We start from the raw sequence: 24,698 nt of genomic DNA, 5'->3' as shown, positions 1-24,698 counted from the left end.
TTGTTTCCTGCTATGAAAGGCTCGCGTATGACCACCGTATCCGAAACCATTTCCTCCACCCAGGCAGAACTCGAAAAGCTGGTGGGCGACCTGCGCGGTCTGCTGGCCAGCAAGGATCTGGACGGTATTCCCGAGATCAAGCAACTGCGCCAGCGCCTGGATGACGGCATTCATTCGGTGCGTGATTCCGCCGTGCGTGCCGCTCAGGAGGCAGCCCTGCAGGCCAAAGATGCCGCGCGCGCCGCCGACCGTTATGCCCACGATGAGCCCTGGCGCGTTGCCGGCGCTGCGCTGGCCGTAGGGGCGCTGGTGGGCTTCATGCTGGCCCGCCGCTGACCGGTAGCGCAATGGCAGGGCGAATCGTCAACGCTGCGGCGCGCTCCAGCGCCTGGGAGGGGCTTGCATGAACTGGTTGTCCCTGCTCGGCCTGGAAGGCTGGGTTGCACGCTGGCGTGCCGCCATCATCGAAGGCGCGATCGCGGCGGAAGACCGTATCGAACTCGCACGGCTCGAATGGGCCGACCAGAAGCGCCGCATGGCCCAGCTGGTGGTGCTGCTGGTTCTCTTCGGATGCGTGGCCGTGATCGCCCTGCTGCTGTTGTCACTGGCTGTGCTGGTCCAGTTCTGGGATTCACCGCAGCGCGTGCTGGTGGCATGGTTGCTGGCTGGCGGCTGGTTGCTGGCCTGGGTGGCAGTGGCGGTGGCCCTGGTGTCCATCGGCCGACAGGCGGGTAATGCCTTTGCCCTTACGCGGCGGGAGTTGCAGCAGGACTGGCGCACCATCAAGGAGCAGTTATGAGCCCCTCTTCCCTGGACTCTGGGCAGCCGACGCGCGTGCCCACCCCACAGCAGCAGAAGGTGCTGGACCGCATTCTGGTGCAGCGTGAGCGGCTGCGTGCTCGGCGCGCGGCCCTGCGCCAGGCGCGCGCCGTGGCCGCAGGCGCGGAAGTTCGGGTGGAACCCGATGCGCCGCTGGCGGCCCGGCTGGTGGCGTTTGCGCGCCTGCATCCCGTTGCGGTGGCAGCGGTGGCGGGCGCTGCTGTGCTGGCGGGGCCTCAACGGCTGGTGCGCTGGGCCACCCTGGTGATGCCGCTGGTCATGCGCATGCGGCGCGGCTAAGGCCCTGTTCCACAGTCTCTATCAGGCCGCATCGCGGCCTTTTTTCTTGGTTCGTTTTCAATGCAGATCGCGGATCGCCTTGGCCGCACGGCCCACGAGGGCAGGGCCTTCATAGATCAGGCCGGTGTAGATCTGCACGACATCGGCGCCTGCGCGGATTTTGCTCACAGCATCTTCGGCGCTCAGAATGCCGCCCACGCCGATGATCGGGAAAGTCGGGCCCAGCGCGGCACGCAACTGGCGGATCACGGCGTTGCTGGCTTCCAGCACGGGTGCACCGCTCAGGCCTCCAGTCTCGCCGGCATGGCGCAGGCCCTGCACGGCGTCCCGGCGGATGGTGGTGTTGGTGGCAACCACGCCATCCATGCCGTGGCGCTGAAGTGTGGTGGCAATCACGGCCACTTGGGCCTCGTCCAAATCCGGCGCAATTTTCACGAAGATGGGCACGCGGCGGCCCTGAGCGGCGGCGAGCTGTTCGCGGTGCTCGGCAATGGCGCCCAGCAGGCCGTCAAGCGCTGCATCGCTCTGCAGAGCGCGCAGGTTCTGCGTGTTGGGCGAACTGATGTTCACCGTAACGTAGTCGGCATGCGGGTACACGCCTTCCAGGCAGGTGAGGTAGTCGCGCGTGGCGTCTTCGATGGGCGTGGTGGCGTTCTTGCCGATGTTCAGACCCAGCAGCAGTTTGCTCTGGCCGCGGCCCTGTGTGCGGACCTGCGAGCGCTGCACGTTGGCAACAAAGGCATCCAACCCTTCATTGTTGAAGCCCAGGCGATTGATGAGCGCACGCGCCTCGGGCAGGCGGAACATGCGCGGCTTGGGGTTGCCGGGCTGCGCACGGGGCGTGACGGTGCCAACCTCCACGAAGCCGAAGCCCATGGCGGCCAGCGCGTCGATACAGCGGGCGTTCTTGTCGAGCCCCGCCGCGAGGCCCACGCGGTTGGGAAAGCGCAGGCCTGCCAGTTCGATGGGGTCGCTCACGGTTTCATTGCACCAGGCCCATTGCAGCGGCGTGCGCTGGCCGCGCGCCAGCATGTCCATGGTGAGTTCGTGGGCGGCTTCGGCGTCCATGCCGAAGAGAAAGGAGCGGGCGAGGGCGTAGGGCAGCAGAGACATGGGGATAATTCAATGATCTTTCCGGATTTTCCCCCATGACTGCACCCACACCCCTTTCCCAAGACGAACTCAAGACCCTGGTCGGCCAAGCTGCACTGCAATATGTGGTGCCGGGCGAACTGGTGGGCGTGGGGACCGGCTCTACCGTCAACAAGTTCATTGACGCGCTGGCGTCTATCAAGGACAGCATCCGCGGCGCGGTTTCCAGCTCCGAAGCCAGCACGGCGCGGCTGAAGGCGCTGGGCATCCCCGTGCTGGACGCCAACGACGTGCGCTCGCTGTCGGTGTACATCGATGGCGCCGACGAGATCGACGGCAACGGCTACATGGTCAAGGGCGGAGGGGCGGCCCTCACGCGCGAGAAGATCGTCGCCGCGCTGGCACGGCGCTTTGTGTGCATAGCGGACGAGTCCAAGCTGGTGAACGTGCTGGGCGCGTTCCCGCTGCCGGTGGAGGTCATTCCCATGGCCGCAGCGCACATCGCGCGGCGCTTCGAGTCGCTGGGGGGGCAGGCGACGCTGCGTCTCAAGGATGGCCAACCGCTCGTGACCGACAACGGCCAACACATACTGGATGTGCGCGGCCTCACCATCAGCGATCCGCTGGCGTTCGAGACCGAGGTGAATCAGTGGCCCGGGGTGGTGACGGTGGGCGTGTTTGCGCTGCAGAAGGCCAACGTCTGCCTGCTGGGCACGGCACAGGGCGTACGCACGCTGTCCTTGTAAGCCGGTGGACGGCAGTGGCGCGGCAATGCCGCGCCGAGCATCCCCTCGCTTTTAGAAGATGATGCCGGCCGGATTGGAGGGAGACGGCCCCGTGGGTGCTGCCGGTGGCGCCGAGGGGCGTCGTGCGGGAGCAGCGGACGCCTTGTCCGCAGCCGGTGCTGCAGGCTGCGCAGGCACCGCAACGAGCGGGGCTGCCGCAGGGCGGCGGTAGTTCGGCGGCAACTGCGACTGCTTGGGGTAGCCGGCGGCGTCCAGGTACTGCGTCCACTCGGTGTCGGAAAAGCCCCGCAGCTGCTGTGCGCCAATGGTGCCGAAGGGCAGGCTGGATTCACCGCTCATGCGCTTGAGCGCGTCGATGTCCTCGTTGGTGCTGACGGTGCGCTCGGTGAAAGGAATGCCACGGTTGATCAGCAGATTGCGCGCGCTGTTGCAGGGCACGCAGTCGCTGCTGGTGTACAGCGTCACGGGAAAGCGCGTGGCCACCTGGCGCAGAGCGTAGGGCAGGGCCTCGGCGCCGCTGCCGCCGCTGCGTGGTCCGGCGCCGACCGCTGTGCCCTCGGCGTTTGCGGCGGGAGCGCGGTCGGAGAAGGTCACCTTGCCATCCGGCCCGACGATGCGGTACACCTGCTGGGCCAGCGCGGCCGTGGACAGCAGGGCGGCCGTGGCGCATGTGGTGGCCAACACGGCAGCGTTGCGAATGATGGACATGGGTTCCTCTCCTCTTGGTTTCTTAAAAATAATAGCTGATCGCGCTTGCTGCAAGCCATTTTCCAGTAGAAAGCAGGCGCAAACGCCCGGCAGACAAGCGCGAACCGCTCACTTTTATGCTGCCATGCCCTGGTGGCGCAGCAGCGCGTCCAGTGTGGGTTCGCGCCCGCGGAAGGCCTTGAAGGAGTCCATGGCGGGGCGGCTGCCGCCCGCTTCCAGGATGGCCTGGCGGTAGCGCCGGCCGGTCTCCGCGCTGGGTTCCCCGCCCGCGCCGGCAGTTTCCTCGAACGCTGCATACGCGTCGGCGCTGAGTACCTCGGCCCACTTGTAGCTGTAATACCCCGCCGCGTAGCCGCCCGCGAAGATATGGCTGAACGTGTGGGCCGAGCGGCTGAAGGCGGGAGGCTTGAGCACGGCCACTTCGTCGCGCACGCGGTCCAGCAGCGCCAGCACGTCGCCTTGGGGGTCGTGCTCGGTGTGCAGCAGCATGTCGAACAACGCGAACTCGATCTGGCGCAGCGTGGCCATGCCGGCCTGGAAGTTCTTGGCCGCGATCATCTTGTCGTACAGCGGGCGCGGCAGCGGCTCGCCCGTGTCCACATGGGCGGTCATGTGGCGCAGCACTTCCCATTCCCAGCAGAAGTTCTCCATGAACTGGCTGGGCAGTTCCACGGCGTCCCATTCCACGCCGCTGATGCCTGACACGTCGCGCTCGTTCACCTGGGTGAGCATGTGGTGCAGGCCATGGCCGAATTCATGGAACAGGGTGATCACGTCGTCGTGCGTGAGCAGGGGTGGGCGGCCGTCCACCCCGTCAGCGAAGTTGCACACCAGATGCGCCACCGGTGTCTGCAGCAGGCCCGTGTCCGGGCGCAGCCAGCGGGCGCGCGCATCGTCCATCCAGGCCCCGCCGCGCTTGCCCTGGCGGGCAGGCTGGTCCAGGTAGAACTGACCCACCAGCTCGCCGCCGCGCTCGATGCGGTAGAACTCCACGGCGCTGTTCCATACGGGCGCAACGTCGCGGCGGATGGCCACCTCGAACAGCGTCTCGACGATCTTGAACAGCCCGGCCAGCACCTTGGGCGCCGTGAAGTACTGCTTGACCTCCTGCTCGCTGAAGGCGTAGCGCGCTTCCTTGAGTTTCTCGGAGATGTAGGGCCAGTCCCAGGACTGGGGGTTGGCCAGGCCCAGATGTTCCGCAGCAAAGGTGCGCAGGTCCGCTACGTCCTTCTCCGCAAAGGGCCGTGCGCGGTGCGCCAGGTCCCGCAGGAAGTGGATGACTTGTTCGGGCGATTGCGCCATCTTGGGCACCAGCGACACCTGGCCGAAGTTGCCATACCCCAGCAGCTGCGCCTCTTCCTTGCGCAGCGCGAGGATCTCGCCCATCACGGCGGTGTTGTCGAAACGCGCGGCGTCGCCGCTGGCCTGGTCCGATGCGCGTGTGACGTAGGCGTGGTAGAGCTTCTCGCGCAGTGCGCTGCTGGTGGCGAACTGCATCACCGGCAGGTAGCACGGCATCTTCAGCGTGAGCTTGTAACCGTCCTTGCCCTCGGCCTGGGCCGCGGCGCGGGCGGCGTTCTGCACGTCGGCCGGCACACCGTCCAGCTCCTCGGCCGTGGCGTAGTAGGCGTACGCGTCGGTGGCGTCCAGCGCGTTCTCGCTGAACTTTTGTTGCAACTCGGCCTGGCGTTCCTGGATGGCGGCAAAGCGCTCCTTGGCTGCGCCCTGCAGCTCGGCGCCCGACAGCACGAAGTTGCGGATCGCATTGCTGTGCGCCTGCCGCTGTTCCGGGTTGAGCGTGGCGGGGTCGATCGCCTTGTATTTGGCGTACAGGCGCTCGTCGGCGCCCAGGCGGGTCCAGAACTCGGTGACCTTGGGCAGCGCCTCGTTGTAGGCGGCGCGCAGCTCGGGCGTGTCCGCCACGCTGTTGAGGTGGCTGACGGCGCCCCATGCGCGGCCCAGCTCCTCGGTGGCGACATCCAGTACCTGCGCAATCGCATCCCAGCGGGCCGGGAAGTCCGGCTGGGTGACGGTTTCCAGTGCGGCGTCTGCGCGTTGCAGCAGCACATCCACCGCAGGGGCTACGTCGGCGGGGGTGATGCGGTCGAAGGGAATGTGGCCCGAGAAGCCGAGGAGGGGATTGCTCATGCTGGCTTAGATGGCGTTGCCGTGAGTGGGTTCAAGCCGTTGGCGCAAACGCGCGCCCACCGGCACTCGGGTCAGGGGTGCCTCGCGTCAGAGGCGCTCAGCCGCTTCCAGGGTGTTCACCAGGAGCATGGTAATTGTCATCGGGCCCACGCCGCCGGGCACTGGCGTGATGTAGCCCGCCACCTGCTTGACGCCCTCGAAGTCCACGTCGCCGCAGAGCTTGCCTTCGTCATTGCGGTTCATGCCCACGTCGATCACCACGGCGCCGGGTTTGACCATGTCGGCCGTGAGCACGTTGCGCTTGCCCACGGCAGCCACCACCACATCGGCCTGGCGCGTCATGGCGGCAAGATCCGCCGTGCCGCTGTGGCAGACCGTGACGGTGGCGTTGGCTGCCAGCAGCATCATGGCCATGGGTTTTCCCACGATGTTGGAGCGACCGATGACCACGGCGTGCTTGCCGCGCAGGTCCTTCATACCGATGGATTCGAGCATCTTCATGCAGCCGTAAGGCGTGCAGGCCTTGAAGCCCACCTCGCCCACCATCAGTGCCCCGGCGCTGGCGACGTGAAAGCCGTCCACATCCTTGAGGGGCGAGATCGCTTCGATGACCTTGTGGTCGTCGATGTGCTTGGGCAGCGGCAGTTGCACCAGGATGCCGTGGATGGCGGGGTCGTTATTCAGCGCCTGCACGCGCGCCAGCAGCTGTTCTTCGCTCATGCTGGCGTCGTACTTTTCCAGCACCGAGTGAAAGCCCACGTCCTCGCAAGCCTTGACCTTGTTGCGCACGTAGACCTGGCTGGCAGGGTTGTCGCCCACCAGCACCACTGCGAGGCCAGGGGTGATGCCGCGGCTTTTCAGCGCGGCCGTGCGCGCGGCGACTTCAGTGCGCAGTTGGCGGGAGAGGGCGTTGCCGTCGATCAGTTGGGCTGTCATTGATGAATCCACGATACAAATGAAAAAGCTGCCTGGCGCTTGTCTGGTATGCGCAGGCAGCTATTAAAAACGGAGCAATTAGGCCTTGGCGCTACCTGGCCCCAGGGCAATCTTGAGCAGGTCGGCCACGGTGTTGGCGTTGAGCTTTTCCATGATGTTGGCGCGGTGCGCCTCCACCGTCTTGATGCTGATGCCCAGGTCGTCGGCGATCTGCTTGTTCAAGCGGCCGGCAACGATGCGTTCCAGCACCTGCGCCTCGCGGCTGGTGAGTTTGGACAGCAGCGCGTCGCGGCTGGCGGCTTGCTGGTAGTCGGCAAAGGCTTCGCGTGCATGGTCCAGCATGCGCTCAACCAGGCCCAGCAACTCTTCTTCGTTGAAAGGTTTCTGGATGAAGTCCAGCGCGCCTTTCTTCATGGTGTTCACGGCCATAGGGACGTCGCCGTGACCGGTGATGAAGACGATGGGCAGGGGCGACTTGCGTTCGACCAGGCGGTCCTGCAGCTCCAGGCCCGTCATGCCGCCCATGCGGATGTCCACGATCAGGCAGGCGACTTCGCGCGGGTCATAGCGTGCGAGGAACGATTCCGCCGAATCAAAGCAGCGTACACGGTAGTCCTTGCCCTCCAGCAGCCACTGGAGCGAGTCGCGGACGGCTTCGTCGTCGTCGACGACATAGACGGTGCCTTTTTTCGGAATCAAACTCATGCAATAGTCCTTGGGGTTGACGTTGCTGCGGAATTGATAGTGGCATCCGCAGCAGTGGCGAGCGGAAGCCAGAAGGAGAACCGGCAGCCGGTGACCTCCGATCCATTGTAGAGGTTCTCCGCGTGCATCCGGCCCTGGTGCGACTCGACGATGCTGCGGCACAGGTTCAGGCCCATGCCCATGCCTTCGCTCTTGGTGGAGAAGAATGCCTCGAACAGGTGCGCCAGCACTTCCGGGGCCAGGCCCTTGCCCGTGTCCTGCACCGAAAACTCGATCACCCCGCGGCCATCCACATGGCGCGGCACCACGCGCAGCTCCACGCTGCGCCCGGATGGGGGGCGGTGGGCCTGGGCGATGGACTCGGCGCCGTTCTTCATCAGGTTGATGAGCACCTGCTCGATCAGGATCGTGTCGGCCATCACCTGGGGCAGGCGGGCGGCGACGTAGTGCGTCAGGTGCACGTTGTGGCGCCGCAGCTCGATGTCGGCCAGTTCCACCGCTTCGCTCACCATCTCGTGCACGTCGGCCAGCGTGCGGTTGGGTTCGCTTTTTTTCACGAAGGCGCGGATGCGCTGGATGATCTGGCCGGCGCGCTGCGCCTGGTGGGCGGTCTTTTGCAGCGCCGTGAGCAGTGCCTCCTCGCTGATCTGGCCGCCCTGGATGCGCGAGACCATGCCGCTGCAATAGTTGTTGATGGCGGTGAGCGGCTGGTTGAGTTCGTGGGCTACGCTGGAGGCCATCTCGCCCATGGTGATGAGGCGGCTGACCGACTGGGCGCGTTCGGCCTGGCGCGCGGCCTGCTCCTCGGCCTGGCGGCGCGGCGTGATGTCGGTGGCAATGACCATTTGCGCCAACCGGCCGTCCACCCAGTTCAGGTAGCGCGAGCGCACCTCCAGCCACTTGCCCAGATCGGGCAGATAGATCTCGGCGTTCTCCGAACGGGCGCTGGTCAGCGAGTCGGTGGGCAGGCCCATCAGGCCATCTTCGTCGTCCATGCCGCCGGAACTGTAGGAGGTGGGCAGCACGCCCGCCTGCGCCACCAGTTGCAGGTGGCCGCTGGTCTGCGAGCCGAACCATTGGCGGTACAGGCGGTTGGCAAACAGCAGCTCCTCGCTCCCCAGCGGCGCCACGGAGACGGAGGCGTCCAGCGCCTCCAGCACGATGGTGAAGCGCTCATGCGAGGCGGTGAGTTGCTCGCGCACGCGGTTGGGCTCGGTGATGTCCGTCATCGAGGTCATCCAGCCTGTCTGGTGACCGCGTGCGTCGATCAGCGGCGAGACGTACAGGCGCGCATCGAACAGCGTGCCGCTCTTGCGCCGCACGCGTACCTGGAATCCACCGGGCACGGTCTTGCCCGAGAGTTCGTCGCGCAGATTGGCGTGCAGCGACTCATATTCGCCCTCGGGCCAGTAGCTGTAGGGCGGGGTCTGCCCGACCAGCTCGGCCTCAGTCCAGCCTGTCATCTGGCAGAACGCGGCGTTCACATATGTGATGCGGCCCTCCAGGTCCAGCGCGCGCATGCCGGTGAGGATGGAGTTCTCCATCGCCCGGCGGAAGTTGGTTTCTGCCACCAGTGCTTCCTGGGCCTGCAGCCGCCTGCGTGTATGCCGCCAGGTGGCGATGAGCATCCATGCCGTCATCACGCTGAGCGTGCCCACGAGCCAGAACAGCCCGCTGCCCACCACGCCCAGCGACGTACGGTACGCCTGCGCCCGCATCACGAGGCCGTTGCCCACCGGGGAGACCGGGATCTCGTACTGGTTGGCCTTGGTGGTCCAGGGCAGCAGCGCATTGGTGCGCGGAGGCAGGGGCGTGCCCGCCAAGGTGCGGCCATTGCCGTCCAGCAACGTGACGGCGTAGCGCGCCAGCACCTCCGTGGGAGTGCCATAGCGCAGCAGGCTGTCGATGGAATATTCCGCCAGCACCACGCCGCCGAACTTGCCCTGGGGCGACAGGGGCACCTGCAGTTGCAGCAGGGGAGCTCTCTCGCCCTCGGTGGCCGTGGGTTGCGAATACAGCGGCTGCTGCAGGTCGCGGACGGCGTTGAAGAGGTTGGAGGTCTCGCCGGGCTTGAGCACCTCGCCGCCCACGCGCAGCTGGCTGCTGGTCACGGCGGGCGCGGCGTGGCTGGCGCGGATGCGCCGGCGCTCGTCGATCCAGGTGATGGCCTGCAGCTCGGGGTATTGGCTGATGAGCGGCTCGGCGCGGCTGCCGAAGTCCGCGCGCTCCACATCCTGGTTGGACAGATCGCGCGCGATGCGCATGATCTGCTCTTGCCGCTCCAGCAAGCGCAAACGCACGCGCTGCTGGGCGTATTCCACGTCGCGCCTGAGGGCTTCCTTCTCGCGTTCCACCTCTTCCGTGCGCAAATACCAGAACGAGGCCACGATGGCAGCGAGGAACATCAGCACCGATGCCACGGGCGCCAGCGCCGCGAACCGGTCCTGGCGCGTGGGCGAGAGGCTGCGCCACCAGGCACGCCACCAGCGCGCCGGGGTTTTAACGGCAGACACGGTGGAAGAGGGCGCGACAGGAGACTCCATGGGCGCGGAGTTTAAAGGCTTCGCGGGGACGATTTCATCTGAAGAAATAATGTGCAATCGCAGCAATTTTTCATATTAAGAGATGAAAAAGCATCATTTGAAATGATGAAAATTTGTGCGAAACTCGCGCCCGTATTACCGTTATTGCCACTGAATCAAGGAGACAGGTATGTCTGATCCGACCAAAGTCCTGACCGCTACCGACATCGACCAACAGGAAACCCGCGAATGGCTGGACGCGCTGTCGGCAGTGATCGACAAGGAGGGGCCGGAGCGTGCCCACTTCCTGCTGGAGCAATTGCTGGAGCAGGCCCGCCAGAGCAGTATTGACCTGCCGTTCTCCGCCAATACGGGATACGTGAACACCATCGAGCCGGACCAGGAGGCCCGCTGCCCGGGCAATATCGCCATCGAGAAGCGCCTGCGCGCCTACATGCGCTGGAATGCCATGGCCATGGTGGTGCGCGCCAACCGCCTGCATCCGCATGACGGCGGCGACCTGGGCGGCCACATCGGCTCCTTCGCTTCGCTGGCCTCCATGTGGGGCGCGGGCTTCAACCACTTCTGGCATGCCGAGAGCGAGAGCCACGGCGGCGACTGCATCTATTTCCAGGGCCACAGCGCGCCCGGCATCTACGCCCGCGCCTACCTGGAAGGCCGCATCACCGAGGACCAACTCGAAAACTTCCGCCAGGAAGTGGGCGGCAAGGGCCTGTCCAGCTACCCGCACCCCAAGCTGATGCCGGGCTTCTGGCAGTTCCCCACGGTGTCCATGGGCCTGGGGCCGATGATGGCCATCTACCAGGCGCGCTTTCTCAAGTACCTGCATGCCCGCGGTATCGCCAATACCGAGAACCGCAAGGTCTGGATCTTCCTGGGCGACGGCGAGATGGATGAGCCCGAGAGCAAGGGCGCGATCAGCCTGGCCGCACGTGAAAACCTGGACAACCTGATCTTCGTTATCAACTGCAACCTGCAGCGCCTGGACGGCCCGGTGCGCGGCAACGGCAAGATCATCCAGGAGCTGGAGGGTGACTTCCGCGGTGCGGGCTGGCATGTCATCAAGCTGCTGTGGGGCAAGGGCTGGGACGAGCTGCTGGCACGCGACAAGAGCGGCAAGCTCAAGCAGCTGATGATGGAGACGCTGGACGGCGACTACCAGACCTACCGCGCCATGGACGGCGCGTATATCCGCAAGCATTTCTTTGGCAGGTACCCCGAGACGGCCAAGCTCGTGGAGCACCTGAGCGACGACGAAATCTGGGAACTGCGCCGCGGTGGTCACGAGCCCGAGAAGGTGTATGCCGCCTTCCATGCGGCCAATGAACACCAGGGTCAGCCCACGGTGTTGCTGGTCAAGACCGTCAAGGGCTATGGCATGGGCAAGGCCGGTGAGGGCAAGAACACCGTGCACCAAACCAAGAAGCTGTCGGACGAGGACATCAAGTACATCCGCGACCGCTTCAACATCCCGATCCCCGACAGCGAGCTGGACAAGCTGCCCTACTACAAGCCGGCCGACGACACGCCGGAAATGAAGTACCTGCACGAGCGCCGCAAGGCCCTGGGCGGCTACCTGCCGCAGCGTCGCACGCACGCCGACGAGAGTTTCACCGTGCCGGCGCTGGAGACCTTCAAGGCCGTGCTGGAGCCCACCGCCGAGGGCCGCGAGATCTCCACCACCCAGGCCTACGTGCGCTTTCTCACGCAGCTGCTGCGCGACAAGGCCCTGGGTCCGCGCGTGGTGCCCATCCTGGTGGATGAGGCGCGTACCTTCGGCATGGAGGGATTGTTCCGCCAGATTGGCATCTACAACCCCAAGGGCCAGCTCTACACCCCGGTCGACCGCGACCAGGTGATGTACTACAAGGAAGACAAGGCCGGTCAGATTCTTCAGGAGGGCATCAACGAGGCGGGCGGCATGTGCTCGTGGATCGCGGCGGCGACGTCGTATTCGACGAACAACCGCATCATGATCCCGTTCTACGTGTACTACTCGATGTTCGGCTTCCAGCGCTTTGGCGACTTCGCCTGGGCCGCGGGCGACATGCAGGCGCGCGGCTTCATCCTGGGGGGCACGTCGGGCCGCACCACGCTCAACGGCGAAGGCTTGCAGCACGAGGACGGCCACAGCCACATCCTGGCCAACACCATTCCCAACTGCGTGAGCTACGACCCGACCTTCGCGCACGAGGTGGCGGTCATCATGCAGGACGGCCTGAAGCGCATGGTGGAGAAGCAGGAAAACGTCTACTACTACATCACGCTGCTCAACGAGAACTACGCCATGCCAGGCCTGCAGCCGGGCACGGAAGAGCAGATCATCAAGGGCATGTACCTGTGCAAGGCCGGCGCGGACGGCGACAAGCGCGTGCAGCTGCTGGGCTCGGGCTCGATCCTGCGCGAGTCGATCGAGGCGCAGAAGCTGCTCGCCGCCGACTGGGGCGTGCAGGCCGACGTGTGGAGCTGCACCAGCTTCAACGAGCTGACCCGCGAGGGCCAGGACGTGGCGCGCTGGAACCTGCTGCATCCGCTGGAGACACCGCGCGTGTCCTTCGTGGCGCAGCAGCTGGGCGGCCGCCCGGGCCCCGTGGTGGCGTCCACCGACTACATGAAGAACTACGCCGAGCAGATCCGCGCCTTCATCCCCGCAGGGCGCTCCTACACCGTGCTGGGTACCGACGGCTTTGGCCGCAGCGACTTCCGCTACCGCCTGCGCGAGCACTTCGAGGTCAACCGCCACTACATCACCGTGGCCGCGCTGAGCGCACTGGCCGACGAGGGCAAGCTGCCCAAGGCGAAGGTGGCCGAGGCGATTGCCAAGTACGGCCTCCAGACCGAGAAGATCAACCCCTTGCACGCCTGATGGCCCGGGAGACAAGACAATGGCATTGGTAAACATCCAGGTTCCCGACATCGGCGACTTCGACGAGGTCGGCGTGATCGAGCTGCTGGTCAAGGTGGGCGACACGGTGAAGGCGGAGCAGTCGCTGATCACCGTGGAGTCCGACAAGGCCTCGATGGAAATCCCGTCGAGCCACGCGGGTGTGGTCAAGGAACTCAAGGTCCAGCTGGGCGACAAGGTCAAGCAGGGCAGCGTGATCGCCGTGCTGGAGGCCGCGGGCGAAGCCGCTGCTTCTGATGAAAAACCGGCTCCAGCGCCTGCCGCACAAGCGCCGGCAGCTATCGAAACGCAAGCGCCTGCCGCGGCTGCTGCACCCGCCGCTCCTGCTGCGGGTGGTGGCGCGGTTGAGGTGCGTGTGCCCGACATCGGTGACTTCAAGGACGTCGCCGTGATCGAGTTGCTGGTCCAGCCCGGCGACGCGGTCAAGGTGGAGCAGTCGCTGTTCACCGTGGAGTCCGACAAGGCCTCGATGGAGATCCCTTCGCCCGCCGCCGGCGTGCTCAAGGAGCTCAAGGTCAAGATCGGCGACAAGATCAATGTGGGCGACCTCGTGGCGGTGCTTGAAGGTGCCGCCGCTGCACCTGCCGCCGCCCCGGCGCAGGGTTCTACACCAGCGGCCGCTTCCGCTCCGGCCGCTGCCGCGCCCGTGGCGGCTCAGGCCTCCGCGCCCGCACCAGCTGCGGCAACGGCAACGGCGCCCGTGCCGGCCCACCAGCCCTCGACGCCCACGCCGGGCCTGCCGCACGCCAGCCCCTCGGTGCGCAAGTTCGCCCGTGAACTGGGTGTGCCGCTAGCGGAGGTCAAGGGCACGGGCATCAAGGGCCGCATCACGCAGGATGACGTGGCGGCCTTCACGCGCCAGGTGATGAGCGGTGCGCTGCAGACCCAGGCGCAGGGCAGCAAGGCGCCCGCTGCGGGTGGCTCAGGGGTGGGCCTGGACCTGCTGCCGTGGCCCAAGGTGGACTTCGCCAAGTTCGGCCCCGTCGAGCGCAAGGAGCTGTCGCGCATCAAGAAGATCAGCGGCGCCAACCTGTCGCGCAACTGGGTGATGATTCCCCACGTCACCAACAACGACGAGGCCGACATCACCGAGCTGGAAGCCTTCCGCGTCTCCACCAACAAGGAGAACGAGAAGAGCGGCGTCAAGGTCACCATGCTGGCCTTCGTCATCAAGGCCGTGGTCGCGGCGCTGAAGAAGTTCCCCGAGTTCAACGCCAGCCTGGACGGCGACGCCCTGGTCTACAAGCAGTACTTCCACATCGGCTTTGCGGCCGACACGCCCAACGGCCTGGTGGTGCCCGTGCTGAAAGATGCCGACAAGAAGGGCATCCTGCAAATCAGCGCCGAGATGGCCGAGCTGGCCAAGAAGGCCCGCGACGGCAAGCTGGGTGCGGCCGACATGCAGGGCGGCAGCATGTCGATCAGCTCGCTGGGCGGCATTGGCGGCACGCATTTCACCCCCATCATCAATGCGCCCGAGGTGGCCATCCTCGGCCTGTCCAAGAGCCAGATGAAGCCCGTGTGGGACGGCCAGCAGTTTGTGCCGCGCCTCATGCTGCCGCTGAGCCTGTCGTACGACCACCGCGTGATCGACGGCGCCTCTGCCGCGCGCTTCAACGCCTACCTGGGCCAGGTGTTGGCGGACTACCGCCGCATCCTGCTGTAAGGACGGAGCACAACATATGGCAATCATCGACATCAAGGTGCCCGACATCGGCGACTTCGCCGAGGTGGGCGTGATCGAAGTGCTGGTGCAGCCGGGCGACACCATCCGGGCTGAGCAGAGCCTGGTCACCGTGGAGTCCGACAAGGCCTCCATGGAGATTCCCAGCAGCCACGCCGGCGTGGTCAAGGAGCTCAAGGTCAAGCTGGGCGACAAGGTGGCCGAGGGCTCCGTGCTGCTGACGCTGGAAGTGGCGCAGGGAGCGGCGGCGCCGGCTGCGGCCCCTGCCGCGGCGAGCACGCCCAGCGCGCCGCCATCTGAGTCAAAACCGGCTCCAGCGCCCGCTGCTCAAGCGCCAGCAGCTCCTAAAACCGAAGCGGCCAGCTTCGGCGGCAGTGCCGACGTGGAGTGCGATGTGCTGGTGCTGGGCGGCGGCCCCGGCGGTTACAGCGCCGCCTTCCGCGCGGCCGACCTGGGCCTGAACGTGGTGCTGGTCGAGCGCTACGCCACCCTGGGCGGCGTGTGCCTGAACGTGGGCTGCATTCCCTCCAAGGCGCTGCTGCACGTGGCCGCGGTGATGGACGAGGCGAGCCACCTGAAGAGCGCCGGCATCGACTTCGGCGCGCCGCAGGTCAACATCGACACCCTGCGCGGCCACAAGGAAAAGGTCATCGCCAAGCTCACCGGCGGCCTGGCCCAGATGGCCAAGATGCGCAAGGTCACCATCGTGCGTGGCTACGGCCACTTTGTCGGCGCCAACCATCTGGAGGTGGAGGAAACCACCGGCACCAGCCAGGACAAGACCGGCGCCAAGAAGGTGGTGGCGTTCAAGCGCGCCATCATCGCCGCCGGCAGCCAGGCCGTGCGCCTGCCGTTCATGCCCGACGATCCGCGCGTGGTGGATTCCACCGGCGCGCTCGCGCTCAAGGACGTGCCCAAACGCATGCTGATCCTGGGCGGCGGCATCATCGGCCTGGAAATGGGCACGGTGTACAGCACGCTGGGCGCGCGCCTGGACGTGGTGGAGATGCTGGACGGCCTGATGCAGGGCGCTGACCGCGACCTGGTCAAGGTATGGCAGAAGATGAACCAGCACCGTTTCGACAACGTGATGCTGAATACCAAGACCGTGGCCGCCGAGGCCACGCCCGAAGGTATCAAGGTGAGCTTCGCGCCCGCCAAGGACGGCGTCACGGTGCCCGAGCCCCAGGTGTACGACCTGGTGCTGCAGGCTGTGGGCCGCACCCCCAACGGCAAGAAGATCGCCGCCGACAAGGCCGGCGTCGCCGTGACGGACCGCGGCTTCATCAACGTCGACATCCAGATGCGCACCAACGTGCCGCACATCTTCGCCATCGGCGACATCGTGGGCCAGCCCATGCTGGCGCACAAGGCGGTGCACGAGGCGCACGTGGCGGCGGAGGTCATCGCCGGCGAACTGCAGGGCAACAAGGAACTGGCAAGCGCCGCCTTCAACGCCCGCGTGATCCCGAGCGTGGCCTATACCGACCCCGAAGTGGCCTGGGTGGGCCTGACCGAGGACCAGGCCAAGGCGCAGGGCATCAAGGTCAAGAAGGGCCTGTTCCCCTGGGCGGCCAGCGGCCGCGCCATCGCCAACGGCCGCGACGAAGGCTTTACCAAGCTGCTGTTCGACGACAGCCCCGAGGCGCACGGCCACGGCCGCATCCTGGGCGGCGGCATCGTCGGCACGCACGCCGGCGACATGATCGGCGAGATCGCCCTGGCCATCGAGATGGGCGCCGACGCGGTGGACATCGGCAAGACCATCCACCCGCACCCCACGCTGGGCGAGAGCATGGGCATGGCGGCGGAAGTGGCGCATGGCAGCTGCACGGATGTGCCGCCTGCGCGCAAGTAAGTCCGCAGCCAAGCTACCCTGACAAGGCCCGAACTGGCGACGGTTCGGGCCTTGTGCTTTGCGTACCCAAACAATCGCCGCAGAATACTGTGCATTTGTACAGTATTCATGTCAGCCACTTCCAAGCCCAAGCTCTACAACCCACGCCACCCCGAACGCACGCTGCTCTACCAAACGGTAGCCGAGCACTACGAGACCTGGCTAGAGTTGGCCAGCGCGGGTCAGTTCGACGGCCAGGGCGACCACCACACCCCCAAGCCCTTCGTGCGCAAAGCGTTTGCCAAGTATCTTGAGTGCGGCATCTTTGCCCATGGCTTCGCCCGCGCTCGTTACGAGGATTGCGGGCATGACTACTTCGTCGCTTTCTCCTGCAAAGGCCGTGGAGTCTGCCCCTCGTGCACCACCCGGCGGATGGTGGAGACGGCGGCACACCTGAGCGACCACGTCTTCCCCCGCCTGCCGGTGCGCCAGTGGGTGCTGTCGGTTCCCAAGCGGCTTCGTTACTTCATGCAGCGCGACGGAGCGGTGCTGAGCATGGTGCTGCGCATCTTTCTGCGGGTGATCGCACAAACTCTGCAGACCCACAGCCCCGGTGCGGCCCATATGGACAAGGCAGGCCTGCACATCGGTGCCATCGCCTTCATTCACCGATTCGGCTCCAGCCTCAATGAACACGTCCACTTCCACGTTTGTGTGGTGGACGGGGTGTTTGAGGAAGTGGAGGGCGAGGGCGATGCTGATGCGACCCCTCGAATCTCATCGCCGGGTGTCATCTTTCACGCGGCCACCGGCATCGATGCGGCTACCGTGGCCCCAGTGCAGACCACACTGCAAAAACGCATCCTGCGCGCCTTCGTTGCTCGGGGCCTGCTGGAGAACTGTGACGCCAAAGACATGCTGGGCTACAAACACAGCGGCTTCTCGGTGGACGCCGGTGTCTGCATCGAAGCCCACGACCGCGCTGCGCTGGAGCGGCTGCTGCGCTATTGCGCGCGTCCACCGTTTTCCATGGAGCGCCTACGCAAAGAGGGAAGCAAACTGGTGTACCGCTGCGGCAAGCAGCGCAGCGAACCCACCAGCGACAAGCGCGGTGCCAAGGTTGATGAGCTGCACCTCACACCGCTGGAGCTGATCGACCGCATTGCCGCGCTGGTTCCCCCGCCACGCACCCACCGGCACCGCTATTTTGGCGTGTTGGCACCCAACTCGCCGCTCAGGGCTGCGGTGACGGCGCTGGCGACACCGGCGCAAGCCGCTCCCGTGCTGGGCGCGTCGATCAGCACGGGGGAGTGCGCGCCTGGTGTGGTACCGATGAGCAGCGCGCTGCCATCCCAGAGCGAGCCGGTGCTGCCCAAGCGTGCAGCGCACTACCTGTGGGCGGTGCTGATCGCCCGCATCTACGAGGTGTTCCCCCTCTTGTGTCCGCTGTGTGGCGGGCAGATGCGCATCATCGCGTTCATTACGCACAGCGCTGACATCCGGCACATCCTGGACCACATCGGGGCAGATTCAGAGCCACCCCGCATCTCCCCGGCGCGCGGGCCACCGCTGTGGGATGACTGTAGTGATGCGCAGATGGATGACGGGGCGCAAACCGAGCCAGCAGACTGGGACCTGGCGGCGCAACCGGCACCGGACTTTGAGGTCGATCAGCGCATCAGTTGGTGAATGAACAAAGCGGCGATTTTGACTTGCCGCGAACTGGCTCTGCGCCCGGTACACGCCGAGCGCCGCAAATCACTCTCCTGAACGCCAAACCCTGGTGGTGAACCTGACACCTGGGCGGGAAAATCGAGTGTCTCAGCCGGCTTGATGGCGCTTCCGCGGTGCGATACTTGGCCTCATGCGGTTAAAACGCCTATCCGTAAACGCGGCTTAAGGAAATATTTCCATGCGCAGTGCAAAGGTCCCGGTTATAACAAGTTAGATGTGGGAAGGCGCGCAAGGCGCCTCGTACAAAGTGGTCCGATGTCTTGAAGCTCTTCTCGGACTCACGGCCTTTTGAAGAAGCAGAACAGCGAGTCTGAGCGCCTGTTGCTTCATTGTCATCTAACCCTTCAGCCTCGGTGGGCGTGGACCTGAATCATTGCCCTAGATTTTGCACGCTCCCCAGTGGCTGGCCCTCGCTGACTTGTTGTTCAAGATGATTCCAAGAAAACAACCCTAACGCGCAATAGCCGCACGCGCGCTGATCCGCGCAAGCGTCGAATGCTCGGGACCGGATGCATTTGGTCCGGCGCGCTCGCTGCTGATCAAAAAATCGTGGAACAAATTTGCAGCAGCTTCGTTTATATACAAGCCCACTCGAATCGAGACCGGGCTCATATTAGAACGAAGTTCGTAACCAATACTGGAAGATTACACATCATGAAATTCAATCGAATCACGGCAAAAGTCTCTGTCCTGGCGGGCATCTCAGCGGCACTGCTGCTCGCAGCAGGTCCTGCATCCGCGCATTGCGATGGCGTGGACGGTCCGGTGATCAAAGCAGCGCAGCAAGCGCTCGATACCGGGAACGTCAATCGCGTGCTGATCTGGGTGCAGCCTTCTGATCAGGCGCAGATCACGGACGCATTTCGCAAGACGCTCGACGTCAGGCAGTTGAATTCTTCAGCCAAGAATCTGGCTGACTACGCCTTCTTCGAGACCTTGGTGCGCGTGCACCGTGCCGGAGAAGGGGCACCCTACACCGGGATCAAACCTGCGGGCCGCGACCTTGGCCCGGCAGTGGTGGCCGCAGACAAGGCGCTTGAAACGGGCGCCGTCAAGCCCTTGGCGGAAATGCTCACGCAGGCTCTCCACAAAAGCGTCGGTGGACAATTCAAGGACGTCATCGCCAAAAAGGATTTCAAGGTTGACGACGTGGCGGCCGGACAAGAGTATGTGAAGGCGTATGTCGGCTATATCCATTCCGTCGAGCGGATCTACAAAGCCACTGAAAAACCCTCGCACAGCACTGCTCAGGGACCCGCCGCAGCAGCCCATCAGGACTAAGAACCTGCTTCAACGTGAGGGGATACCTCTCCTCATGTCCTCCTGTCAATCATTGAGAACATTATCATGAAAACGAAACTTGCAGCAACTGCACTCATCCTCGCTTCCGGCCTGATCGGTGGCACCTCGGCCTTCGCCGGAACCACGCGCGAACAGGTCAAGGCCGAACTTGCCGTAGCCATCCGCACCGGCGATATCACGGCGAACAATGAGAGTGGCCTCAAGCTCAACGAGCTATACCCGAACCAATATCCAAGCAAACAGGTGCAGTCAAGCGTGACTCGTGAACATGTCAAGGCCGAACTTGCCGCAGCCATCCGCACCGGCGATATCACGGCGAACAATGAGAGCGGCCTCAAGCTCAACGAGATATACCCGAACCAATATCCGAGCAAACAGGTGCAGTCAAGCGTGACTCGTGAACAGGTCAAGGCCGAACTTGCCGTAGCCATCCGCACCGGCGATATCACGGCGAACAATGAGAGCGGCCTCAAGCTCAACGAACTGCACCTTAGCCGCTAGGGGCGTCAACGGCTTGGATCGAGGTGGAAGAGTGGTCAATGCCGATCGAGGTGGCAACCAAAAACAGCTGAGCGAAGACTATGATGCTAGAGGATCAAATTTTGTCGCCATTCTTTTTTTCAAAATGCGATGACCGATACGCTGGCCCATGATGGCCGTGACGACGACTGGGTACAGCGCGCACAGGCAGGTGATCGGAAAGCATTTTCCGATCTGGTGCGACGCCATCAGAAATCAGTCTACCGCTATCTGTTGCGCATGCTCGGATCACACGACGAAGCGATGGAACAGGCGCAGGAAGCGTCTGCGGCGACTGTGGGCACGACTACTTTGTAGCCTTCTCCTGCAAAGGCCGGGGAGTCTGCCCCTCGTGCACCACGCGGCGGATGGTGGAGACGGCGGCACACCTGAGCGACCACGTTTTCCCCCGCCTGCCGGTGCGCCAGTGGGTGCTCTCCGTGCCCAAGAGGTTGCGGTACTTCATGCAACGCGACGGAGCGGTGCTGAGCATGGTGCTGCGCATCTTTCTGCGGGTGATCGCACAAACTCTGCAGACCCACAGCCCCGGTGCGGCCCATATGGACAAGGCAGGCCTGCACATCGGTGCCATCGCCTTCATTCACCGATTCGGCTCCAGCCTCAATGAACACGTCCACTTCCACTTGTGTGGTGGACGGGGTGTTTGAGGAAGTGGAGGGCGAGGGCGATGCTGATGCGACCCCTCGAATCTCATCGCCGGGTGTCATCTTTCACGCGGCCACCGGCATCGATGCGGCTACCGTGGCCCCAGTGCAGACCACACTGCAAAAACGCATCCTGCGCGCCTTCGTTGCTCGGGGCCTGCTGGAGAACTGTGACGCCAAAGACATGCTGGGCTACAAACACAGCGGCTTCTCGGTGGACGCCGGTGTCTGCATCGAAGCCCACGACCGCGCTGCGCTGGAGCGGCTGCTGCGCTATTGCGCGCGTCCACCGTTTTCCATGGAGCGCCTACGCAAAGAGGGAAGCAAACTGGTGTACCGCTGCGGCAAGCAGCGCAGCGAACCCACCAGCGACAAGCGCGGTGCCAAGGTTGATGAGCTGCACCTCACACCGCTGGAGCTGATCGACCGCATTGCCGCGCTGGTTCCCCCGCCACGCACCCACCGGCACCGCTATTTTGGCGTGTTGGCACCCAACTCGCCGCTCAGGGCTGCGGTGACGGCGCTGGCGACACCGGCGCAAGCCGCTCCCGTGCTGGGCGCGTCGATCAGCACGGGGGAGTGCGCGCCTGGTGTGGTACCGATGAGCAGCGCGCTGCCATCCCAGAGCGAGCCGGTGCTGCCCAAGCGTGCAGCGCACTACCTGTGGGCGGTGCTGATCGCCCGCATCTACGAGGTGTTCCCCCTCTTGTGTCCGCTGTGTGGCGGGCAGATGCGCATCATCGCGTTCATTACGCACAGCGCTGACATCCGGCACATCCTGGACCACATCGGGGCAGATTCAGAGCCACCCCGCATCTCCCCGGCGCGCGGGCCACCGCTGTGGGATGACTGTAGTGATGCGCAGATGGATGACGGGGCGCAAACCGAGCCAGCAGACTGGGACCTGGCGGCGCAACCGGCACCGGACTTTGAGGTCGATCAGCGCATCAGTTGGTGAATGAACAAAGCGGCGATTTTGACTTGCCGCGAACTGGCTCTGCGCCCGGTACACGCCGAGCGCCGCAAATCACTCTCCTGAACGCCAAACCCTGGTGGTGAACCTGACACCTGGGCGGGAAAATCGAGTGTCTCAGCCGGCTTGATGGCGCTTCCGCGGTGCGATACTTGGCCTCATGCGGTTAAAACGCCTATCCGTTGAAGTGCATCAGGCACCTCGTTCAGGTTCAGGTCATGTTGGCGGAGCCTCCTCACGTCATCAAGGATATAGGAGCCACACCATGAAAGCACTCTTTCCCATCGCCCTCGTGATCGCCATGACCAGTTCGGGCGCCGCAATGGCCAGTGACGATTGCCATCGCCCGATGGCCGAATGGCCGTCGCGCGAGAACGTCACGGCCCATGTCACCGAGCGCGGGATCACAACCGAACGCCTGCGCATCGACGATGGCTGTTACGAGGTCCGTGGCCGCGACGGCGACGGCAACCAGGTCGAACTGAAGATCGATCCAGCCTCGCTTGCGATCCTGGAGCTGGAGGTTCGCTTCCGCCCCGGTGCCGACGCGTCGCGCTACCTGCCAGGCGCACGCAGCCCGGCGGGCAAGACGGGCAAGGCACACGCTGGCAAGCCACTGAACGCGCCGGCTGCCCTCGCGTTAAGGAGCCTGTGATGCGCCGGGTCGGACCCCTCCTGGTCACGCTGGCCGTGCTGTACGCCGGCCTGCTCGGCGCACAGACCTATGCCCCCTTTGGCACAGAGACGGCCTTGGGCATTGCCCTGGGGGCGGGCGCCATTGCCGCGATGAGCCTGGCCTTGATCCTGTCCACCCGCCCTTCCTGGATTGAGCCGCTGTTTGGCGGGCTCGACCGGATGTACGGGGTGCACAAGTGGCTGGGCATTGCCGCCCTGGCGCTGATGCTCGGTCACAACATGATCGAGCCCGAGCTGGAAGACGTGGTGCGTGAAACCCGGCTGGGTGACTTTGCGGCCGATGTGGGCGAGTTCGCTTTCAACGGCTTCATCGGGCTGATCCTGCTGAGCTGGTTCAAGCGGGTGCCCTTCACCCAGCTGGAGCTGCCTTGGCCGCTCTGGCGCTTCACGCACCGCTTCACCGGCCTGCTGTTTGCGGTGGCGGCGTTTCACCAGATCGCCATCGACCAGCCCGAAGGCCTGGACGGCACGCTGAGCCTGTACCTGAACGCCTTGAGCGTGGCCGGAATCGCGGCCTGGCTGTTCACGCAACTGGTGGCGCCTTTCCTGCGTCCACGCAACTTCGTGGTGGCGCAGGTTGAGCCGCACGGCGCGGTCGCGGAGCTGACGCTGCGCCCGGAAGGTCGCCCCCTGCGCTGGCGTCCGGGTCAGTTTGCCTTCGTGTCCGCCCCGGACGCCGGGCTGCGCGAAGCCCACCCCTTCACCATCGCCAGTGCCCCGCGTGCCGACGGCGAGTTGCGCTTGGGCATCAAGGCCCTGGGCGGCTGGACGCGGCGTCTGCCCGATCGCCTGGCCCCGGGGCAGCGCCTGCGGATCGAAGGGCCTTACGGTCGCTTCGTGTTCCGCAAGCGGGTGCGGCGTCAGGTCTGGCTGGCCGGTGGCATCGGCATCACGCCCTTCCTGGCCTGGGCCGAAGCCTTGACCGAGGCCGACCAGCAGGAAATCACCCTGGTCTGGGCGGTGACGACGCGGGCCGAGGCCTTTGCCGCCGAGCGCTTGGCCGCCATCGCCGCACGCCACCCCGGCTTGAGCGTGCACATCGTGGCCAGCGCCGAAGACGGACGCTTGACGGCCTCACGGCTGGTCCAGCTGACACCCTTCCCGCTGCGCGACGCGGAGTTGTTTTACTGCGGACCGGTCGGCCTGCGCGACGCCATCGTCTCCGACCTCCAGGCGACGGGGCAGCGCCCACGCCGCGTTCACCACGAGGCGTTCGCGTTGCGCTGAAGACACCTGCGCCTCACACCACAGCCCTCATTCTTTTCAAAGGTCATCATCATGAAAACGCTCGTCTCAGTCCTGGCCCTGTCCATGGCGCTCGCCCTGCCCGGCCTGGCCCTGCCCTTCATGCCCGACGACCCGCGCGTGGTCGACTCCACCGGCGCCCTGGCGCTGCAGGGTGTACCCAAGCGCATGCTCATCCTCGGCGGCGGCATCATCGGCCTGGAAATGGGCACCGTGTACAGCACGCTGGGTGCACGCCTGGACGTAGTCGAGATGATGGACGGCCTGATGCAAGGCGCCGACCGCGACCTGGTCAAGATCTGGCAGAAGATGAACGCCCCGCGCTTCGACAACATCATGTTGAAGACCAAGACCGTGGGCGCCGAGGCTACGCCCGAGGGCATCGAGGTGACGTTTGCGCCAGCGGAAGAGGGCGGCACCGCCCCCGAGCCGCAAACGTACGACCTCGTGCTGCAGGCCGTGGGCCGCACGCCCAACGGCAAGAAAATCGCCGCCGACAAGGCCGGCGTGGCGGTGACGGACCGCGGCTTCATCAACGTCGATATCCAGATGCGCACAAACGTGCCGCACATCTTCGCCATTGGCGACATCGTCGGGCAGCCCATGCTGGCGCACAAGGCGGTGCACGAAGCGCATGTGGCGGCCGAGGTCATCGCCGGAGAACTGCAGGGAAACAAGGAGCTGGCCAGCGCCGCTTTCAACGCCCGCGTGATCCCCAGCGTGGCGTACACCGACCCCGAAGTGGCTTGGGTGGGCCTCACCGAAGACCAGGCCAAGGCGCAGGGCATCAAGGTCAAGAAGGGCCTGTTCCCCTGGACGGCCTCGGGCCGCGCCATTGCCAACGGCCGCGACGAAGGCGTGACCAAGCTGCTGTTCGACGACTCGCCCGAAGCCCATGGCCACGGCAAGATCCTGGGCGGCGGCATCGTGGGCACCCACGCAGGCGACATGATTGGCGAGATTGCCCTGGCCATCGAGATGGGCGCCGATGCGGTGGACATCGGCAAGACCATCCACCCCCACCCCACGCTGGGCGAGAGCATCGGCATGGCGGCGGAGATTGCCCACGGCAGTTGCACAGACGTGCCGCCGCAGCGCAGGTAAAGGCCACGGCCGTAGCAAAAAAGGCAGCCTCTGGCTC

General features: G+C 65.1%; 20 protein-coding genes and 1 pseudogene. 15 read left to right on the top strand and 6 right to left on the bottom strand.

Going from position 1 to position 24,698, the window contains the following annotated elements; all coding sequences use genetic code 11:
• The first annotated feature begins 27 nt into the window (after nucleotides 1-27).
• From MRB47_RS11620 to MRB47_RS11610, 3 genes are all read left to right on the top strand, one after another.
• Complete coding sequence (locus MRB47_RS11620; RefSeq protein WP_015913196.1) at nucleotides 28-336, top strand: DUF883 domain-containing protein; 309 nt, start codon at nucleotides 28-30, stop codon at nucleotides 334-336.
• 67 nt (nucleotides 337-403) lie between these two features.
• Entirely contained in the window at nucleotides 404-799 is a 396-nt protein-coding gene (locus tag MRB47_RS11615) for a phage holin family protein (protein WP_015913197.1), read from the top strand.
• Nucleotides 796-1,119: a hypothetical protein gene (locus tag MRB47_RS11610; protein WP_015913198.1), complete on the top strand. Its 324-nt coding sequence runs from the start codon at nucleotides 796-798 to the stop codon at nucleotides 1,117-1,119. Before MRB47_RS11615 ends, MRB47_RS11610 begins: the two co-directional genes overlap by 4 nt.
• Before the next feature lie 57 nt (nucleotides 1,120-1,176).
• Here MRB47_RS11610 and MRB47_RS11605 read toward each other — a convergent pair whose 3' ends face one another.
• Nucleotides 1,177-2,232, bottom strand: a complete 1,056-nt coding sequence (locus MRB47_RS11605; protein ID WP_252100781.1) for a quinone-dependent dihydroorotate dehydrogenase — start codon at nucleotides 2,230-2,232, stop codon at nucleotides 1,177-1,179.
• Between the two features lie 35 nt (nucleotides 2,233-2,267).
• On the opposite strand from MRB47_RS11605, the gene rpiA reads away from it, so the two are divergent.
• Nucleotides 2,268-2,957 (top strand): ribose-5-phosphate isomerase RpiA, encoded by a 690-nt coding sequence (gene rpiA / locus MRB47_RS11600; protein WP_252100780.1) that lies wholly within the window; start codon nucleotides 2,268-2,270, stop codon nucleotides 2,955-2,957.
• Between the two features lie 51 nt (nucleotides 2,958-3,008).
• On the opposite strand, the gene MRB47_RS11595 is transcribed toward rpiA, so the two are convergent.
• From MRB47_RS11595 to MRB47_RS11575, 5 genes are all read right to left on the bottom strand, one after another.
• Nucleotides 3,009-3,665: a glutaredoxin family protein gene (locus tag MRB47_RS11595; RefSeq protein ID WP_047350346.1), complete on the bottom strand. Its 657-nt coding sequence runs from the start codon at nucleotides 3,663-3,665 to the stop codon at nucleotides 3,009-3,011.
• Between the two features lie 114 nt (nucleotides 3,666-3,779).
• On the bottom strand, nucleotides 3,780-5,813 hold the full coding sequence (locus MRB47_RS11590) for a M3 family metallopeptidase (RefSeq protein WP_252100779.1): 2,034 nt from the start codon (nucleotides 5,811-5,813) through the stop codon (nucleotides 3,780-3,782).
• 87 nt (nucleotides 5,814-5,900) lie between these two features.
• Entirely contained in the window at nucleotides 5,901-6,749 is an 849-nt protein-coding gene (gene folD / locus MRB47_RS11585) for a bifunctional methylenetetrahydrofolate dehydrogenase/methenyltetrahydrofolate cyclohydrolase FolD (protein ID WP_252100778.1), read from the bottom strand.
• A gap of 78 nt (nucleotides 6,750-6,827) precedes the next feature.
• Complete coding sequence (locus tag MRB47_RS11580) at nucleotides 6,828-7,454, bottom strand: response regulator transcription factor (protein ID WP_011805358.1); 627 nt, start codon at nucleotides 7,452-7,454, stop codon at nucleotides 6,828-6,830.
• Nucleotides 7,451-9,997, bottom strand: coding sequence for a PAS domain S-box protein (locus MRB47_RS11575; protein WP_252100777.1), 2,547 nt, complete (start codon nucleotides 9,995-9,997; stop codon nucleotides 7,451-7,453). The genes MRB47_RS11580 and MRB47_RS11575 overlap by 4 nt, the downstream gene beginning before the upstream one ends.
• A gap of 169 nt (nucleotides 9,998-10,166) precedes the next feature.
• Here MRB47_RS11575 and aceE point away from each other — a divergent pair, with 169 nt between their 5' ends.
• The 11 genes and pseudogenes from aceE (at nucleotide 10,167) to MRB47_RS11520 (ending at nucleotide 24,661) form a co-directional block, all read left to right on the top strand.
• Nucleotides 10,167-12,863 carry a pyruvate dehydrogenase (acetyl-transferring), homodimeric type gene (aceE, locus tag MRB47_RS11570; RefSeq protein ID WP_252100776.1) on the top strand — a complete coding sequence of 899 codons (2,697 nt, stop codon included), beginning with the start codon at nucleotides 10,167-10,169 and terminating at the stop codon, nucleotides 12,861-12,863.
• 19 nt (nucleotides 12,864-12,882) lie between these two features.
• Nucleotides 12,883-14,568: a dihydrolipoyllysine-residue acetyltransferase gene (gene aceF / locus MRB47_RS11565; protein ID WP_252100775.1), complete on the top strand. Its 1,686-nt coding sequence runs from the start codon at nucleotides 12,883-12,885 to the stop codon at nucleotides 14,566-14,568.
• A gap of 16 nt (nucleotides 14,569-14,584) precedes the next feature.
• Entirely contained in the window at nucleotides 14,585-16,444 is a 1,860-nt protein-coding gene (gene lpdA / locus MRB47_RS11560) for a dihydrolipoyl dehydrogenase (RefSeq protein WP_252100774.1), read from the top strand.
• 108 nt (nucleotides 16,445-16,552) lie between these two features.
• Entirely contained in the window at nucleotides 16,553-18,112 is a 1,560-nt protein-coding gene (locus MRB47_RS11555; RefSeq protein ID WP_252100773.1) for an IS91 family transposase, read from the top strand.
• A 699-nt stretch (nucleotides 18,113-18,811) separates the two neighbouring features.
• Entirely contained in the window at nucleotides 18,812-19,438 is a 627-nt protein-coding gene (locus MRB47_RS11550; RefSeq protein WP_252100772.1) for a DUF6448 family protein, read from the top strand.
• 66 nt (nucleotides 19,439-19,504) lie between these two features.
• Nucleotides 19,505-19,960 carry a DUF4148 domain-containing protein gene (locus MRB47_RS11545; protein ID WP_252100771.1) on the top strand — a complete coding sequence of 152 codons (456 nt, stop codon included), beginning with the start codon at nucleotides 19,505-19,507 and terminating at the stop codon, nucleotides 19,958-19,960.
• A 129-nt stretch (nucleotides 19,961-20,089) separates the two neighbouring features.
• On the top strand, nucleotides 20,090-20,296 hold the full coding sequence (locus tag MRB47_RS11540; RefSeq protein WP_252100770.1) for an RNA polymerase sigma factor: 207 nt from the start codon (nucleotides 20,090-20,092) through the stop codon (nucleotides 20,294-20,296).
• Nucleotides 20,227-21,601: pseudogene (locus tag MRB47_RS11535) on the top strand (IS91 family transposase). Before MRB47_RS11540 ends, MRB47_RS11535 begins: the two are co-directional and overlap by 70 nt.
• Before the next feature lie 280 nt (nucleotides 21,602-21,881).
• The gene (locus MRB47_RS11530; RefSeq protein WP_252100769.1) at nucleotides 21,882-22,271 is read left to right on the top strand and encodes a PepSY domain-containing protein; all 390 of its coding nucleotides are present in this window, start codon (nucleotides 21,882-21,884) and stop codon (nucleotides 22,269-22,271) included.
• Nucleotides 22,271-23,539, top strand: a complete 1,269-nt coding sequence (locus MRB47_RS11525) for a ferric reductase-like transmembrane domain-containing protein (RefSeq protein WP_236637087.1) — start codon at nucleotides 22,271-22,273, stop codon at nucleotides 23,537-23,539. The genes MRB47_RS11530 and MRB47_RS11525 overlap by 1 nt, the downstream gene beginning before the upstream one ends.
• 6 nt (nucleotides 23,540-23,545) lie before the next feature.
• Nucleotides 23,546-24,661: a dihydrolipoyl dehydrogenase family protein gene (locus MRB47_RS11520; RefSeq protein ID WP_411275752.1), complete on the top strand. Its 1,116-nt coding sequence runs from the start codon at nucleotides 23,546-23,548 to the stop codon at nucleotides 24,659-24,661.
• Nucleotides 24,662-24,698 lie beyond the last annotated feature (37 nt).

This window comes from Diaphorobacter sp. LI3, assembly GCF_022807955.1.
Lineage (GTDB): Bacteria > Pseudomonadota > Gammaproteobacteria > Burkholderiales > Burkholderiaceae_C > Diaphorobacter > Diaphorobacter nitroreducens.
The sequence above is the reverse complement of the archived record's forward strand: the minus strand, read 5'-3'. Positions and strand labels throughout refer to the sequence as shown.

Excerpts from the sequence above, each read along its gene's own strand:
- MRB47_RS11620 (WP_015913196.1), top strand. The coding sequence starts at position 28 with ATGACCACCGTATCCGAAACCATTTCCTCCACCCAGGCAGAACTCGAA.
- MRB47_RS11615 (WP_015913197.1), top strand. The coding sequence starts at position 404 with ATGAACTGGTTGTCCCTGCTCGGCCTGGAAGGCTGGGTTGCACGCTGG.
- MRB47_RS11610 (WP_015913198.1), top strand. The coding sequence starts at position 796 with ATGAGCCCCTCTTCCCTGGACTCTGGGCAGCCGACGCGCGTGCCCACC.
- MRB47_RS11605 (WP_252100781.1), bottom strand. The coding sequence starts at position 2,232 with ATGTCTCTGCTGCCCTACGCCCTCGCCCGCTCCTTTCTCTTCGGCATG.
- rpiA (WP_252100780.1), top strand. The coding sequence starts at position 2,268 with ATGACTGCACCCACACCCCTTTCCCAAGACGAACTCAAGACCCTGGTC.
- MRB47_RS11595 (WP_047350346.1), bottom strand. The coding sequence starts at position 3,665 with ATGTCCATCATTCGCAACGCTGCCGTGTTGGCCACCACATGCGCCACG.
- MRB47_RS11590 (WP_252100779.1), bottom strand. The coding sequence starts at position 5,813 with ATGAGCAATCCCCTCCTCGGCTTCTCGGGCCACATTCCCTTCGACCGC.
- folD (WP_252100778.1), bottom strand. The coding sequence starts at position 6,749 with ATGACAGCCCAACTGATCGACGGCAACGCCCTCTCCCGCCAACTGCGC.
- MRB47_RS11580 (WP_011805358.1), bottom strand. The coding sequence starts at position 7,454 with ATGAGTTTGATTCCGAAAAAAGGCACCGTCTATGTCGTCGACGACGAC.
- MRB47_RS11575 (WP_252100777.1), bottom strand. The coding sequence starts at position 9,997 with ATGGAGTCTCCTGTCGCGCCCTCTTCCACCGTGTCTGCCGTTAAAACC.
- aceE (WP_252100776.1), top strand. The coding sequence starts at position 10,167 with ATGTCTGATCCGACCAAAGTCCTGACCGCTACCGACATCGACCAACAG.
- aceF (WP_252100775.1), top strand. The coding sequence starts at position 12,883 with ATGGCATTGGTAAACATCCAGGTTCCCGACATCGGCGACTTCGACGAG.
- lpdA (WP_252100774.1), top strand. The coding sequence starts at position 14,585 with ATGGCAATCATCGACATCAAGGTGCCCGACATCGGCGACTTCGCCGAG.
- MRB47_RS11555 (WP_252100773.1), top strand. The coding sequence starts at position 16,553 with ATGTCAGCCACTTCCAAGCCCAAGCTCTACAACCCACGCCACCCCGAA.
- MRB47_RS11550 (WP_252100772.1), top strand. The coding sequence starts at position 18,812 with ATGAAATTCAATCGAATCACGGCAAAAGTCTCTGTCCTGGCGGGCATC.
- MRB47_RS11545 (WP_252100771.1), top strand. The coding sequence starts at position 19,505 with ATGAAAACGAAACTTGCAGCAACTGCACTCATCCTCGCTTCCGGCCTG.
- MRB47_RS11540 (WP_252100770.1), top strand. The coding sequence starts at position 20,090 with ATGACCGATACGCTGGCCCATGATGGCCGTGACGACGACTGGGTACAG.
- MRB47_RS11530 (WP_252100769.1), top strand. The coding sequence starts at position 21,882 with ATGAAAGCACTCTTTCCCATCGCCCTCGTGATCGCCATGACCAGTTCG.
- MRB47_RS11525 (WP_236637087.1), top strand. The coding sequence starts at position 22,271 with ATGCGCCGGGTCGGACCCCTCCTGGTCACGCTGGCCGTGCTGTACGCC.